Origin of the sequence: Streptomyces erythrochromogenes (genome assembly GCF_040684695.1) — a bacterium.
Taxonomy (GTDB): Bacteria; Actinomycetota; Actinomycetes; order Streptomycetales; family Streptomycetaceae; genus Streptomyces; species Streptomyces erythrochromogenes_C.
Window position 1 is genome coordinate 413,418 of record NZ_JBFBGM010000001.1, and the last position, 14,783, is coordinate 428,200.

Below are 14,783 nucleotides of genomic sequence, written 5' to 3' on the forward strand. Positions count from 1 at the left end.
GGACGGGTCGGCGACGGGGGTGTTACCGGGTGGTGGTGGCGGTGAGGTCGGCCGGCGTGGCGACAGTGCCGGGGACCTGGCGCCAGGCGGTCCACGTGCCCAGGGTGGTGTCGAGGGTCGTGCTCTGGACCTTGCCGGCGGCGCCGATCGCGTAGACGTTGACGTTGCCGGCGGCGGAGGCGCTGGAGAGGCGGGTCAGTCCCGTGCCGCCGACCTTGGTCCAGGACGGCTTGAAGGCGCCGGCGAGGTAGTCGCCCGCCTGGCTGTAGAGGGCGCCGTCGGAGCCGATGACCTGGATCTGCACCGTGGCTCCGACGCGGGAGACCGTGATGTCCTTGGCGCCGGTGATCCCGCCGGGGATGTCGCCCCAGTTGTTCCAGGTGTTGTTGCGGGTGTCGAGGTCACGCCCGTAGACCTTGCCGCCGGCGATGCCGTAGAGGCGGACGTAGGGGCCGGCCTTGACGGAGGTGAGGTTGGTCAGACCGGTGAATCCCGGCACGGCGGCCCAGTTGGTGTTCCACCAGCCGGAGTTGTAGTTGCCGACCTGCGTGTGGAGGTCGCCGTTGGCCCCCACGATCTGCACGTACAGCACGTTGTCGATCATGGTGGCGGAGATGTCCTTGACGCCTGCGGCGCCGCCCGGCACCTCGGTCCAGCCGCCCCAGACGTTGGTGGTCGGGTTGTACTCGCGGTCGTAGACCCGGCCGCCGGCGACGCCGACGTAGCGGATTGTGCTTCCGGTGTCGACGCTGGTGAGCTTGGTGATCGGGAGACCGTCGACGTTGTTCCATCGCGCCCCGAAGGCGCCGGTGGCCAGGGTGCCGGTCTGGACGGCCAGTGCGTTGTCCGCGGTAGCGGCCAGCGTCACCTTGGAGGGTGCGGCCAGGATCGCGGCGGACACGTCGCCGACGCCGGAGATGCCGCCCCTGACTTCCCGGAACGCGCTCCAGGTACCGGTGCCCGTGTCGAGCCGGGCGTTGTCGACCCTGCCCGCGGCGTCGGTCGCGTAGAGCTCGACGGCGTTGCCCGAAGGGGCGCTGGTGATGTTCGTCAGGCCGGTGCCGCCGACCCTGCTCCATGCGTCGTTCCAGCGGCCGGCGTCGTAGTTGCCGAACTGGGTCCACAGGGCGCCGTCACCGCCGATGATCTGCACCTGCACGTTGTTGCCGACCATGCTGGAAGCGATGTCCTTGACGCCGGCTGCGCCACCGGGTATTTCACCCCAGGACGTCCAACTGTTGGTGCGGGTGTCGAAGTCGCGACCGTAGACGCGCCCGTCGGCGACGGCCTGGACACGGACGAAGGGACCGGCGGGCGCGCTGGTGACACGGGTCAGCCCGGATGCTCCGACCGCGTCCCACCGGTCGTTCCAGCGGCCGGCCCGGTAGTCGGCGACCTGCGCGTGGAGGTTGCCGTCGGCGCCGACGATCTGGACGTGGACTCGGGGGCCCACCAGGGAGGCGGCGATGTCCTTTGCGCCGGCAGCCCCACCGGGCACCTCGCCCCAGCCGGACCACCGTCCGTTCGCCGCCAGGTCGAGATCCTGGCTGTAGACCCGGCCGTCGACGATCGCGTAGGCACGCACCGTGTCGCCGTCGCGGACGGTCGCCACGCGGGACACGTCCTTGCCGTCGACCTTCGCCCAGGACCGGCCGTACTCCCCGTGGCCGAGGTCCCCGAACTGGGACCACATCGCTCCGCCGCCACCGGCCAGCAGGGACACCTGGTCGCCGGTGCGCGGGGCGGTGACCGATCCGATCCACGCCGCGAGGTCGTCGGTACGGGCGGCTGTGGCGCCGGTACGGGTCTCGGCAGCGGGGCTACCGAGGCAGCCGCCCTGCCAGGAGCGGCTGTTGATGCCCACGAGCTCACCGGCGGCGTTGAGGAGGGGGCCTCCGGTGTCGCCCTTGCAGAGGGCGTCCGCACCCTTGCCGGTGATCGAGAGGCTGGTCGCGTCGGAAGAGTTCGCGGTGAACGTGCCGGTGTGCAGCTTGCCCGGCACCCACTCCGTCGTCGTGCGCCCGAAGCCCGCCGCGGTCAGCTCGGTACCGGCCGCGGGAGTGGCGGCGGCTTGCCTGACCGGGACGACGTCGGTGACGGGAGAGGCCAGCCGGCCCAGGACCAGGTCGCGATCGGCGGCGCTCGCGGAGACCTCCACGACGTCGCGGGCCTGCCCGGCGAAGGTGGCGGTGGTCTTCTGCGCGGGCTTCCCGGCGGCGACAGGCTTGCCGGGGGTGGACGCCAGGCAGCTGGCGGCCGTCAGGACCCACCGGGGGTCGACCAGGACCGCACTGCAGCCGCGGCCGTTGGTTTCGTTGCCGACGACGAGGGCTGCGGTGAAGGCGTACCGGCCGGCGGGTGCTTCGGGACCCGTGACGGCCTGGGCAGGGGCGGCAGACACGAGGCTCGCCGCGACGGCGGTGGCCGTCATGAGCAGACCGGTCGTCCGCGTGGGGAGGGGACGAGTTTCAGGCATGGTCTTCTTTCGGAGTAGGAAAGATTGCCGATGTCGTCGGGAGTGGTGCCCGACGCGCGAGAGATATTTCCCCGTCGGCGGTTACTTGGAAGTCCTGATCTCCAGAAGCATGAAATCGCGGCCCTGCTCGTCCGCGGTATGGCCGACGGCCGTCCAAGCATTCTTGTCGATGGTGAACGTCTTCTGCTCGGCGCCGGTGGACATCTCGACCTGCGCCGCGTAGTCGTTCCCCTTGACTCCGAAGACGGACGGGATCTCCAGGCTGAGGTAGCCGACGTCCCCGGTGACGCGGAAGCACACCTTCTCGTTCTGGCGGGGGAATACCTCCATCAGTTCGGGTGCGCCGGTGCATTCGGCAAGGAGGATGTGACCGTTCCCGCTCTTGAGCTTGATCTTCTGCTCGGCAAGGATTTTGTCGGCGTTCGGATAGGAGAAGTCCTCGACGGCGTAACCCGGACCCTCATCGGCGATCGACTGGGTCGCGAGGCTCTCCGTGCCGGCCCCGCCGGTCACTCCTCCCACGGTGGCCCAGGTCAGAGCCCCGGTTGCCAGAGCCGCACCGGCGATCCGCAGGATGGTGCTACGTGCCTTCATTGCCGTCCTTAATGTCGGTCCAACGTGGTTCGCGAGCGTATTCGGGTACGCCGCCAGGGAAATCGCGGAGCCCGAGTGTGGATGTGCTTGCGATGGCGACTATCCCCGGGCATGACTGATCGGCGCACTCGAAAAGGGAGCGATTCGAGGACGCGTCAGTGGCTGACGATCTTCTGAATGAAACCAAGACATTCAGCGTCCAGCCAATGGGATATAGGCCCCATATCGGGACATTGCTTCCCCTGGTGGCGTGACTTGCGCCACTCCGTGGAATGGTTGTGACGATTTCTCGAAAATTCGTGGTCGAGATCCGGCCATCTTTCATCGCCGGTGCCGTTCGGGTTCGAGCCGGGTGTGTTCCGGGCGGGTGTGCTGCATATGGTCGGGACATCGCCGCCCGATGAAGAATCTCGGGCGGGCTGTCGCCTCGGCTTTTTCGGGGAAAACAAAGTCAGAGAGGTTCTTCTGTGCAGGAAACATTCTGGAGTCGACGGCGCTTCACCACCGCCGTCGCGGCGGGTGCGGCCGCTGTCTCGACGCCCTGGCTGTCCGTCACACCGGTGCGGGCAGCCCCCCGGGCGGGCGCGGGCGCCGCCGCTGCCGACGCGCCCGGCGACGCGCTGGCACTTCCGGACACGGACCGGGCCAAGGTCGTCAAGGCGTGGATTCTGGGCGGTCGTTCGGTCAAGGAGGCGGCCTCCTACGCCCTAGGCGGCACCGACCAGGAGATCACGGCCTTCCTCGCCGAGCAGTTGCCGAAGGCCACGCGCATCGACAACCGGGTCACGGCGTTCACGTACCTGGGCTTCGGAGGCCAGGGCGTCCGCAGGGACGCGAGCGCCGCGCTCGGGGGCGGGGACGAGGCGATATCCGCGTTCGTCAAGGACGGCTTCCGGGCCTCGGTCACGGAGGACATGCGGGTCTCGACGCTCAGCGTCATGGCCAACGGGGGAAAGAGCGTCAAGCGCGACGGCAACACCGCACTGAGCGCCGGCACGGACCAGGCGCTGGAGCAGTTCCTGCTCGCCGGCCAGTACGACGCCAGGCTGGAGGACAAGCGGGTCGAGATCCTGCGCAGCCTCGCCACGGCCGGCCCGGAGCTGAAGAAGTACGCGAACCGGGCCCTCAGCGGGACCGCGGACGACGTTCAGTGGTACCTCGACACCGGCCAGCACATCGCACGCGCCCGCGACCAGGAGGCCGCCACCATTGGGCAGTTGGTCGCCATCGTCGAGCGTGAGAGCGCGCGCGCCCGCGAACAGACCGACCTCGCGGTCGAGGCCTCCGAGCGCGCGACGACGGCCGCGAGCAAGGCCAAGGAGAAGGCCGAGACGGCCGCGGCCGAGGCCGAGAAGGCGAGGGACGACGTCCGGCGGTCCGCCGAAGCGGCCCGTGAGGCCGCCACCGCCGCGAGCGGAGCCGCGACCGCCGCCCGGACGGCCATCCGTGCCTCCTCCGCAGCGGTCGAGGCTTCCCAGCGGGCGTCCTGGGCGGCCACGGCCGCCTCGCAGGCCGCTGCCGCCGCCGGTTCCGCGGCCACTCGCGCCTACCACGCCGCGATCGCCGCGTCGAAGGACGCGTCGAAGACCAACGAGGCGAAGAACGCGGCCGTCGCCGCCCGGGACGCCGCCGCCAAGGCGAACTCCGCGGCCAAGGCGGCCGACGACGCGGCCGTCGCGTCCGAGCAGTCCGCGAACGCCGGCGTGGCCGCCGCGGGTGCGGCACGCAACGCCGCGGCCGCCGCCAAGGCCTCCGCCCAGGCTGCCGCCGCCTCCGGCGTCGCCCAGGGCGAGGCGGCCGAGGCGAAGCGCCAGGCCGAGATCGCTTCCAGCGCCGCCAACCAGGCGACCAACGCCGCCTCCACGGCCCAGGCTCTGGCCTCGACCGCCGCGCAGGCCGCACGCAAGGCGAACACGGCGGCCAAGTCGGCCGCCCGACACGCCGAGAAGGCAGCCGACGCCGCGGAAGAGGCCGTCAAGTACGCCGGTCAGGCCATCGACTTCGCGAACAAGTCCACCGCCCACGCCGACGAGGCGGTCAAGGCGGCCAACCTCGCGACGCAGGCCGTCGCCGACGCGATCGAGGTGGAGAAGAACGCCCGCGCCGCCGAGGCGGCCATGCTGACGGCCGACAAGCTGCAAGGCATGAAGGAAGCCGCGCAGCTCGCCCTCCTGGACAAGAGCGAACGTGCGGCCGCGCTGAACAAGCGCACTCAGGCACAGCAGACCGCCCAGGGCACCAAGGACCTGATAGCCAAGGCGGAGCAGGCCCTCGGCAACGACGACCTCACCGCCGCCGCCGCCCTCGGACGCCAGGCGGCCATCGCGATGCTGGACTCGAAGGGGAGCTGGAGCCGCCAGGCCGCCCGCTTCGCACTCGCCGGCTCCGACTACGACGTGCACTCCTGGATCGACCTCGACCGGCAGCTCGCCGAGTCCCAGGACGACCGCGAGACCATCCTCTTCATCGCCCAGGTCTCCGAGCCGGCCGTCGCGAAGGCGGCGATGCAGGCCCTCACCGGCGGCATCCCCGCACAAGGGGACTTCAACACCAGTGGTGTCATCAGGTCGCGCGCCGAGGACAACAGGATCAACATCCTCAAGATCCTGCACGAGAAGCCCGGCGCAGCCGTCACCAAGGCCGCCAACGACGCGCTCAACAAGAACACGCCGGAGGCCCTGCAGAAGTTCTTCGACGAGGACCTGCCCAAGGCCGTCGAAGAGGACGACGCCGTCCGGACCATCAAGATCATCACCAGTGGCGGCGAATACTCCAAGGCGTACGGGGAGGTGGCCATGCAGGGACCGGCATGGCTGCGCCGACGCTTCATCGAGTCCGTCCAGCACAAGGCCGCCCAGCTCGACCACGACTCCCTCAGCCACGCCGCCGCCATGCAGGCGACCATCGCCGCGGCATCCAAGACCGCCCATGAGGCACAGAAGGACGCGGCACTCGCTTCCAGGGTCGCGGCGGACGCCCGGAACGCGGGCCAGAAGGCGCAGGAATGGGCCGACAAAGCAGTGGCATCGGCGCAACTGGCAGACGACTTCGCCCTCAAGGCCCGTCAGCACGCGGACGCGGCGGACAAGTCCGCCACCGACGCCCAGAATTCGGCGAACAGGGCCAAGGACGCCGCCGCCACCGCTCAGAGTGCCTCCCGCGCGGCCAACCACTCCGCCAACCGCGCCGTCGATGCGGCCCGCAGCGCACTGGCCTCGTCGTACAGCGCCCAGGCCTCCGCCGCCAATGCCCACCAGTCCGCGCTCACCGCGGGCCAGGACGCCAGGACCGCCGCCGCGGCCGCCGCCCAGGCGCGCCAGATCGCCGCCGACAAGCGGACGGCGGAGGTGCAGGAAGCCGCGCGCCTGGCCGCCGAGCAGGCGCAGAAGGACCGGGACGCCCAGCGCAACCCCTCCGACACGTCGCAGAACGACACGGTCAACCCCAAGGGGAGCCAGCCCGGCAAGGACGAATGGTGGAACGACGCCAAGTGGTGGGCCGACACCGCTGACAAGGTGAGCGTGGCCGCAGGGCTCCTCGCGGCGGGCTTCGCCGTCTCCTGCGTGTTCTTCCCGGCGGCTCCCGTTCTCGGCAGCATCGCCGCGGTCTGCTTCGGCGTCTCCGTCGTCGCGGCCGGAGTCAGCGCCATCGCCAGCGGAATCGAGTACGGCTTCAGCAGCGGCGAATTCGCCTCGTCCGCCGGCCGCGCGGCGCTGGGGCTGGTCACCCGCGGCGGCGGACGGGTCGCCACCAAGGTGGCCAAGCCCGTCGTGCGCACGGTGGAGAAGGCGGCCGGTGCGGCTTCCAAGCTGCTCTACGACCTCGTTGCCTGACGGAGCAGCCGCCCGACCGACCTGGCGGCGCGTCAGGTCCGGCCCTCCCCGTCCCGCAGCCCGCTCCGCCCCCGGCCCACGGCCACGGGGCGGGGCACGCACGCCCCACAGCTGAATCGTTTCGGCGTGCGCCTTTCCGCTCGATGCCCCACTTCTCACCGAAAGCAGCCATGTCAACATCACGCAGGAGACGGATACTTCCCGGTCTCCTCCTCGTACTGAGTCTCACCGCCACCACCACGGGCACCGCCGCCGCCGACGGCCGAGCGGCACAGGCTCCTGCGCCGACCACCGTGTCCGCGAGCACCGGCGTCGGCGCGACGCCGGGGTCGTCCCCGGACACGGCCGCTCCCGGCAGCACCCGTCCGGCCACGGTGAGCACCAAGGCGGAGTGCGAGCCCACGCCCGCCGGCTCCCCCGAGCGCGAGGCGGGCGCCGTGCAGGGGTGCGTCTCCACGATCGCCACGCCGTTGGCGACGGCCGTGCGCAAGCCCCGCGCCGCCGCGCCGCCGGCCGCCGCGCCCGCTGCGGCAGCCGACACGGGCAGCTGCGCCGTGGCCGGCGGGACCTGGTGGTACAGCCGCTTCGCCTACTGCGTGCACAGCCTGACCGTGCTCTACACGCTCAAGGACACCAACGGCGGCGTGGTCGGCACCGGCACGCTCAACGTCTCGAGCAGCTCCGTCCTGCCCGCCCAGGGCACCACGTGGAAGGAGAAGGTCGCGGTGACCATGACCGGTGCGACCGGCGCGGTCACTGCCCTGAACGTGAAGTTCAGGGCCGCCTGCTCGGCCGGCTGCACGGTCACCAAGGCTGCCCCGTGGACGGGCAAGAAGGTGGTCAAGGACCAGCTCATCAGCGGCGACGTGTCCTACGCGTCCACTCCGGCGGCCGGCACCGCGGTCGACTTCACCACGTCGTACCAGATGTACGTGACGATGCCGGGCGCCCAGATCACGGACCCGAACGCCTCCTGGGACAACCCGGAGAAGATCCGCTGCGACCACGCCGCCGGCACGCCCGAGCCCGGCTGTGTCGTGCCCGGCAAGATGCCGGTCGTCAAGATGAGCGACCAGCCCAGCCCTGCGGGCGCGGGGGCCGCTGCGGCCGGCTACTTGTGGGCCCAGAACAACCTCGCCGGCTGGGGGACTGCCAAGCCGCTGACGCGGGCGAAGGACGGCGTTGCCGACCGGTCGGCCAGGACCTGTGGGACCTTCCGGGCCCGGACGGACATCGTCCCGGGCGACAGCTGCGGGGAGTTCCCCTTCGGGGAGAGCGGCGAAGGCGGAGTCGACGGCGCTCAGTGCACCGAACTCCTGCCCCGCCAGAGCACCAGTGGCGGGTGGGTCGTGGACGTGCTGGACGGTGGTGCGGGCCGACCCTGTGCCCGAGCCCACGTCCCGCTCGCGGACCGGCAGGCCGCTCAGGGCCGGCTCTCCGAGGAGTTCGCCAACCAGCGCGTGGTGGACGGCGAGCGGTTCGAGCTGGAGGTGTCCGGTTCGATCGTCGAGCCGAAGGCTGTCTGCCGGCAGACCCTTCCGACCGGAGGGTTCACGTCCGGCAACGGGTGGGTCAGGAACACCACCGAACCGGTCCCGCACACCAACAAGAACACCACACCCCAGGGTCCGCCCGGTCTCCGGGCGTCCGCCGCACAGGCCTGTCTGGGCACGAACACGGTCGAAGGCACCCACGCCGAGGGGGACATCACCGGCTGGGGGGACGCCGCGGAGTTCCGCACGGCCAACGGTCAGACTGCCGGCCTCGCACGATGCCACCTGATCGCCCACATCCTCGGAGGAACCGGCGAGAAGAACGACGGCGGGCCGGCCAATCTCGTCCCCTGCTGGCAGGTGGGAATGAACACCGGAACCCCCAGCATGCGGACCTATGAGGCCTTGGCGCAAAATGCGGTGAAGGCGGTGAAGGACGGAGGCATCCTGGGGCCGAACGACGCTGTCTTCTACCAGGTGACGCCCGAGTACCACGACAGCACCAGCACGATTCCCCACCGTGTTCTGATGAGCGCCAGGGTGGAGCGTTCCGACGGAAAGTCGCAGCCGCTGTTCCCCGATGTCTACATCGACAACACCCAGGGCAAGACCGGACTGCTGAATCTCGGAAACTAGTTCCGTCCAGCATGCGCCAACGGGAGCCAGAATGAGACGTACCACTCCGCCGCGACCCATCGACGTGACCGCGGTCCTTCCTCAACTGGCCCCGCTGGCACGCCCGGCGATCCGGTTGCATCCCCGCCCCGGTTCGCCGACACCGCTGGACAGCTCGGTCGGCGGGCCACTGCTGTGGCCCGCCGACGAGCCCTGGCCGCACTGCGACGAGCTGCACGAGTGGTACGACAGTGAGCTCGACGAGTGGCGGGAGGGCCCGAACGCCATGCTGCCCGTGGCCCAGTTGTACGTGCGTGACGTGCCCCTCCTGCGACCGCCGGGGCAGGCCGACCTTCTCCAGCTCCTGTGGTGCCCGTTCGAGCACGAGCCGGATTACAAGCCGCCGACCAAGCTGTTCTGGCGATCGGCCGCCGAGGTCACCGACCTGCTCGCGGTGCCGCCCGTGACGGCCGCTGTCGAGTACGACGCGTACGTGCCGGAGCGCTGCGTACTCGCGCCGGAAGAAGTCACGGAATTCCCGCATCCCCTGCAGTTGGGGCAGGAGTTGCGGCGGCAGCTGGAGGACTGGAACCACGGGCAGGAGTCCGGCGCCCCTTTCTACAAGCACGAACTGTCCCTTGCTCCCGGCTGGAAGGCCGGCGGCTGGACCCCATGGGGCCTGACCGACCCGATCGTCCAGAACTGCGCTGTCTGCGATGCGGAAATGACCCCGTTGCTCACCATCGCCTCGAAGGAATGGCATTCCCGCCGGCTCAGCTGGGTCCCGTACGAGGACCGGGACGTCGCCGCGGTCGCCGGCTCAGGCGTGGAGAATTCGCCGGGGGTGCAAATCTCAGGGGGCAATCACCTGCAGCTCTACGCCTGCCCGCAGTCCCCGGAACACCCGCACTCCGACCTGATCCAGTGAGGCGGCCTAGCGGGAGTGTTGCGCGCGGGCCGTGGTGAGGATCTCCCCGGTCTGGGCGGAGCGGAGGGGGCCCGGGCAGGCGTGGCCGCCCCAGGCCCGGGCGCCCATGCTGTGGATGCCCAGGCCGCGGCCCCGTGGTGTGCCGGCGGGTTCGAGGGGCCAGCCGTGCTGGGCCATGCCCCAGGCGTAGATGCGGGCGACGGAGTCCACCTGCCGGGCGGTGAGTGGCCGGCTCGCGAATCCCGAGGTCTCCACCGACAGCCACGACGGGTTGCCGGTGCCCTGCGCCCAGGCCCGGTCGTAGGCGGAGACGTACTGCTCGATCTCGCCGGACTGCGAGACCCAGAAGTGCGCGGAGGACTGCACCGACGGGTCGCTGAAGCGGTGGTGGAGGGAGTTCTCGCCCTCCTGCACGTGCAGGACCAGACCCCGCATCTCCCGCATCCCGCCCGGGGTGAAGTTCACGGACAGGGGCTTGCGGGTGGCGTCCGGCATCCATGCCTGGCCCGGTTCGGCGGGTCGGGCGGGTGGTGGTTCCGCCGCGCCGACCTCGTCGGGCGGGGCCCCCGTCCGGGCGCCGGTCCCCGGGTTGTCGTCGAAGCCGACGACGCCGAAGGCGGTGGCGATGAGCCCGCTGCTCGTGCAGACCATCGCGGTGCGGCGCGACATCGGTCGCGGCTTCGGCTTCGGTTTGCGGTGGGTCACGCGAGCGGCGCCCTGGCTGCGGCTCGTCGGGAACGGAGCATCGGCGGTCCTTTGCTGGGCTGACGTTCTCCAGCGGAATGCTTCCCGACCATTAGTGTCGGAACGAGACCGAATGATGACCGTTTCGTGACAGACGGAAGGGCGCCTTCCCGTGGGCCGGGCCGGGCCGGGCCGATGCCCGGCCCACCGTCGCGAGGTCAGGCGAGAGTTGCCGCGCCGAAGGAGACGTCGAAGCGGTCGCACCAGATGGTGACGCTGCTGTAGTCGGCCAGGTTCACGTCGGCCGGGATCTCGTAGTTCTGGTCGCCCTTGTTGCCCTTGAGCTTGCCGAGGCTCACGTACTTGCCGTCGTCGAAGACGCGCCAGCCCGCGACGCCCTCCTTCACCGGGGCATCGGTCAACCAGACGCGCAGGTCGGGGCCGTTGCTGGTGTCGAGGTTCTCCAGGCGCAGGGTGCGGGACCCGTCGGCGAGGCGGATCAGCTTCACCGTGCCCGTGGTGGTGTGCTCGTGGCTGATCAGGGCGCCCTGGGCGAGGGTCTGCGGGCCGGCGGCCGGGGTGGCCGGGGCCGCCGGGGCGCCGGACGTTCCGGAGGGCCGCTGCGGGGCGGTCGCGGACGGCAGCGCTTCGCTGACGGTCTCGTCCCGCCAGAGCTTCCACGGCTGGAACCAGTACGAGCCGATGCCCAGCACCACCACCGCCGCGATCAGCGCTCCCAGCCACATCCGACCGCGCCGCTTCGTATCCGCCACCGCATCCCCACTTCTCCACCGGTCCGCTCACCGGCCCGTTCACCGCAATTCAACGCGGCGCGGGCCCGTCGTGCCACGTCCGGCCTGATGACGAACTTCTTACGTCTTCTCCGGCCGGTCCGGAAAAAGGTGACAGGAACTGTCGGGTCGGGCTCCCACGATGGATGGATGAGCAACGAGAACACGACCCTCCGCAACGCCGCCCCCGACCAGCCCCTGCGCCCGCTCGCCGGCCGGATCGCCCTCGTGGCGGGAGCCACCCGCGGCGCCGGCCGTGCCCAGGCCGTCGAGCTGGGCCGGTCCGGGGCGACCGTGTACGTCACCGGCCGCACGACCCGCTCCCGCGCCAGCGAGGTCGGCCGGACGAGCGAAACCATCGAGGAGACCGCCGAGTTGGTCGCCGAGGCCGGCGGCACCGGCATCGCGGTGCCCACCGACCACCTCGACGAGGACCAGGTGCGCGCCCTCGCCGGGCGGATCGACCGGGAACAGGGACGGCTCGACATCCTCGTCAACGACCTGTGGGGCGGCGAGCACCTCCTCGTCGGCTCCGTCTTCGGGAAGAAGAGCTGGGAGACGCCCCTCGCCGACGGCCTGCGCATCCTCGAACTCGGCGTGCGCTCGCACGTGATCACCGCGGCGCTGCTCCTGCCCCTGCTGATCCGTTCGGACGCGCCCCTGCACGTGGAGGTCACCGACGGCACGGCGCACTCCAACCGCCGCTACCGCGGGAACATGTACTACGACCTGGCCAAGAACGCGCCGATCCGGCTCGCCTTCGGGCTGGGCGAGGAGCTGGCGGAGTACGGGGGCACGGCGGTCGCCGTCACGCCCGGCTTCCTGCGCTCGGAGCAGATGCTCGCCCACTTCGGGGTGAGCGAGGAGAACTGGCGCGACGCGATCGCCCAGGAACCGGGCTTCGCCGTCGCCGAGTCCCCGCGGTACCTGGCCCGCGCGGTCGCCGCACTGGCCGCCGATCCCGACCGGGCCGCCCGCTGGAACGGCAGGTCCACCTCCAGTGGCGAACTCGCGAGGGTGTACGGGGTGCGGGACGTGGACGGCAGCCGCCCGGACGCCTGGGCGTACTTCGAGGCGGCCGAGGCCCAGGACGGCGGGGAGGCATCCCCCGAGGACTACCGCTGACCCTCCGCCCCCGACGCTGCCCCCGACGCCGTCTCCGACGCCGTCTCCGGTGCCGTCCGGTAGAGGGCGGCCAGGGCTGCTGCGCGCTCCCGGAAGCAGGCGCGCAGGGCGGCCGGGGCGAGCACTTCGACGTCCGCGCCCAGCCGGGCCAGCTGGTCGTGGGCGACGTCCTCGGACTCCGCGCGCAGGGTCAGGATGACCAGGCCGTCGTCGTCCGGGGCGCTCGCCGACGCGAGCGCGTCCTCGACGGCCGCCCCGTCCACCACGTCCGGCAGCCGGCCCAGCCCCCAGGCGGTCAGCCGTACGGTCACGGTGGTGCGCAGCAGGGCGCGGGCGAACGCGCGCGCGTGCGCCTCCCAGTGCGCGGCCAGGTCGAAGTCCGCATCGCGCACGAAGGCCTCCGGGCCGCCGGGGGCGGGTGGCGCCAGAGCCGTCACGCGGTCGACGCGGTACGTGCGCCAGCCGTCGCCGGGTCCGTCCCCGCGAAGGCCCCCGGTGCCGTCCCTTTGAACGTCCCCTTGAACGTCCCCGTCGCGCAGGCGGGCCACGACGTACCAGGTGCCGGCCTTCAGGACGAGCCCGTACGGCTCCACCACCCGGGACACCGCGGAGGCCGCGGCGCCGTCCCGGCCCGGGCGGGCGTAGGAGAGCGCGACGATCCGGTCCGACCACACCGCGCGGGCCAGCTCCGGCAGCAGCTCGGGTGCCGAGGGCTCCCGGAACCAGGCCGGGGCGTCGAGGTGGAAACGGCGCACCGAGGCCTCGGCGGCCGCGCGTACGGACGGCAGGAGCGTGGCCGTCAGCTTCAGCCGGGCGGTGTCCGCCGCGTCCGAGAGCCCCAGGTCCCGCAGGGCCGACGGCAGCCCGGACAGGAACAGGGTCTCCGCCTCGGTCGGATGCAGCGTGGTCAGCCGGGTCCGGTAGCCGGGGGCCAGGTGGTAGCCCCCGGTCCGGCCGCGCTCCGACCTGACGGGGACACCGGCCTCCTGCAGGGCCTGGGCGTCGCGGATCACCGTCCGCTCGGAGACGTCCAGTGCGCGGGCGAGGGCGGCGGCGGTCAGGCCGGGGTGCGACTGGACGAGGAGGGCCATACGGATCAGGCGGGCGGCGCGCATGCCCCAAGGATCACCGACCCGTCGGACGGGGGCCCCGACCGGCCCCGTCCCGTCCGGCCCCGGTGGGACGGGCCGCCGTCGGGGGGAGCGTCCGGCGGACCAGCCGGAGGGCGACGGAGTGCGGCGGCTGCCAGACGCGCCGGTCCTCGTAGGGCCAGGCGTAGACCGGGGCCCCGTCGCGGATGCAGCCGAGCAGGTCCGGCTGGGAGAGCTCTCGCGCCGACCACTCGTAGAGCTGCTGCAGGCGCGGAACGATCATTCCGAAGTCGAGCAGGCGGCCGAACCCGATCTCCCGGTCGAGGTGGGACTGCACCGTGCCGCCGAGCGGGTACTCGTCCGGGAGCACGCGCGACAGCTGCAGGAAGATGCCGGTCATGCCGAGCCGGGGATCACCGAGGAACGGAGCGAGCGGACGCAGCGAGCCGAGCGAGATGCGGGGGGCCGCGACGAGGGCGTGGGCGTAGAGCACGCGGCAGAGGACGACGTTCATGAAGAAGCGCTCGCTCTCGTTCTCCGCCTCGGCGAGGCCGCGGCTTTCGAGGTAGGCGGCGACCACGCTGCCGTTGTGCGCCCGGTACCAGGCCCGGGCGGTGGGGCGGTCGGCGAAGGACGTCCAGAGTCCGACCGTGGGGGAGGAGGCCGGCCCGGGCAGCCCGCCGCTGAGGCCGACCGCCTCGCACCCGTCGCGCAGGATGCGCTCGTTCACCGCACGCCACCACGGGCTGCCGGGCCGGTCGCCGGACGTCGGCCGCAGGACGCCCCGCCGCAGCTGCCAGCCCATGAACGACATCGCGGCCCGGCGGAACGGCAGGTGCCGGGGCGCCTTGCCGAACGGACCGGAGTAGCAGCGCTTCATCAGGGCCGTCCGCCCGGCGGGATCGTCGCGGACCCGGGTGACCTGCCGTTCCGCCCACACGGCGGCCGTGACGTCGGACGTCATGCCCACAGGATGCCACGCGGCCGGCCGGCGGCACCGGGCGGCGCGGCTGTGGCTCCGCAGCCCCGGCCAGCTGCCGGGGCCACGTGACCGGGGTACGGTTCGGGGCCGTACCCCACCGAACGGCAGGGTGCCTCCGACTGGTACGACCCCCTGCCCGCGTTCCACGCTAGCCGCACCCGCCGCCGGCCC

At 71.7% G+C, this 14,783-nt stretch carries 10 protein-coding genes; 4 read left to right on the top strand and 6 right to left on the bottom strand.

Going from position 1 to position 14,783, the window contains the following annotated elements; genetic code table 11:
• Positions 1-22 precede the first annotated feature (22 nt).
• Complete coding sequence (locus tag AB0O53_RS01695) at positions 23-2,476, bottom strand: trypsin-like serine protease (RefSeq protein ID WP_365192676.1); 2,454 nt, start codon at positions 2,474-2,476, stop codon at positions 23-25.
• A gap of 81 nt (positions 2,477-2,557) precedes the next feature.
• A complete protein-coding gene (locus AB0O53_RS01700; RefSeq protein WP_350988827.1) occupies positions 2,558-3,070 on the bottom strand; it encodes a hypothetical protein in 513 nt (170 codons plus the stop codon).
• Positions 3,071-3,537: 467 nt separating this feature from the next.
• On the opposite strand from AB0O53_RS01700, the gene AB0O53_RS01705 reads away from it, so the two are divergent.
• The 3 genes from AB0O53_RS01705 (at position 3,538) to AB0O53_RS01715 (ending at position 9,939) form a co-directional block, all read left to right on the top strand.
• A complete protein-coding gene (locus AB0O53_RS01705) occupies positions 3,538-6,903 on the top strand; it encodes a hypothetical protein (protein ID WP_365192678.1) in 3,366 nt (1,121 codons plus the stop codon).
• 293 nt (positions 6,904-7,196) lie between these two features.
• Positions 7,197-9,032, top strand: a complete 1,836-nt coding sequence (locus AB0O53_RS01710; protein WP_365192680.1) for a DNA/RNA non-specific endonuclease — start codon at positions 7,197-7,199, stop codon at positions 9,030-9,032.
• 31 nt (positions 9,033-9,063) lie between these two features.
• Positions 9,064-9,939 carry a hypothetical protein gene (locus AB0O53_RS01715; RefSeq protein ID WP_350988833.1) on the top strand — a complete coding sequence of 292 codons (876 nt, stop codon included), beginning with the start codon at positions 9,064-9,066 and terminating at the stop codon, positions 9,937-9,939.
• A gap of 6 nt (positions 9,940-9,945) precedes the next feature.
• On the opposite strand, the gene AB0O53_RS01720 is transcribed toward AB0O53_RS01715, so the two are convergent.
• Positions 9,946-10,608, bottom strand: coding sequence for a peptidoglycan recognition protein family protein (locus AB0O53_RS01720; protein WP_365192682.1), 663 nt, complete (start codon positions 10,606-10,608; stop codon positions 9,946-9,948).
• A 233-nt stretch (positions 10,609-10,841) separates the two neighbouring features.
• Positions 10,842-11,369: a DM13 domain-containing protein gene (locus tag AB0O53_RS01725; RefSeq protein WP_350989671.1), complete on the bottom strand. Its 528-nt coding sequence runs from the start codon at positions 11,367-11,369 to the stop codon at positions 10,842-10,844.
• A gap of 195 nt (positions 11,370-11,564) precedes the next feature.
• On the opposite strand from AB0O53_RS01725, the gene AB0O53_RS01730 reads away from it, so the two are divergent.
• Complete coding sequence (locus AB0O53_RS01730) at positions 11,565-12,539, top strand: SDR family oxidoreductase (RefSeq protein ID WP_365192684.1); 975 nt, start codon at positions 11,565-11,567, stop codon at positions 12,537-12,539.
• On the opposite strand, the gene AB0O53_RS01735 is transcribed toward AB0O53_RS01730, so the two are convergent.
• Positions 12,530-13,654 carry a helix-turn-helix transcriptional regulator gene (locus AB0O53_RS01735; RefSeq protein ID WP_365192686.1) on the bottom strand — a complete coding sequence of 375 codons (1,125 nt, stop codon included), beginning with the start codon at positions 13,652-13,654 and terminating at the stop codon, positions 12,530-12,532. The two genes, AB0O53_RS01730 and AB0O53_RS01735, sit on opposite strands and share 10 nt — an antisense overlap.
• 10 nt (positions 13,655-13,664) lie before the next feature.
• Positions 13,665-14,594 carry a hypothetical protein gene (locus tag AB0O53_RS01740; protein ID WP_365192688.1) on the bottom strand — a complete coding sequence of 310 codons (930 nt, stop codon included), beginning with the start codon at positions 14,592-14,594 and terminating at the stop codon, positions 13,665-13,667.
• Positions 14,595-14,783 lie beyond the last annotated feature (189 nt).

Bases quoted from the DNA above. Each gene is read 5' to 3' on its own strand.
- AB0O53_RS01695 (WP_365192676.1), bottom strand. From the start codon at position 2,476: ATGCCTGAAACTCGTCCCCTCCCCACGCGGACGACCGGTCTGCTCATG.
- AB0O53_RS01700 (WP_350988827.1), bottom strand. From the start codon at position 3,070: ATGAAGGCACGTAGCACCATCCTGCGGATCGCCGGTGCGGCTCTGGCA.
- AB0O53_RS01715 (WP_350988833.1), top strand. From the start codon at position 9,064: ATGAGACGTACCACTCCGCCGCGACCCATCGACGTGACCGCGGTCCTT.
- AB0O53_RS01720 (WP_365192682.1), bottom strand. From the start codon at position 10,608: ATGTCGCGCCGCACCGCGATGGTCTGCACGAGCAGCGGGCTCATCGCC.
- AB0O53_RS01725 (WP_350989671.1), bottom strand. From the start codon at position 11,369: ATGTGGCTGGGAGCGCTGATCGCGGCGGTGGTGGTGCTGGGCATCGGC.
- AB0O53_RS01730 (WP_365192684.1), top strand. From the start codon at position 11,565: ATGAGCAACGAGAACACGACCCTCCGCAACGCCGCCCCCGACCAGCCC.
- AB0O53_RS01735 (WP_365192686.1), bottom strand. From the start codon at position 13,654: ATGCGCGCCGCCCGCCTGATCCGTATGGCCCTCCTCGTCCAGTCGCAC.
- AB0O53_RS01740 (WP_365192688.1), bottom strand. From the start codon at position 14,594: ATGACGTCCGACGTCACGGCCGCCGTGTGGGCGGAACGGCAGGTCACC.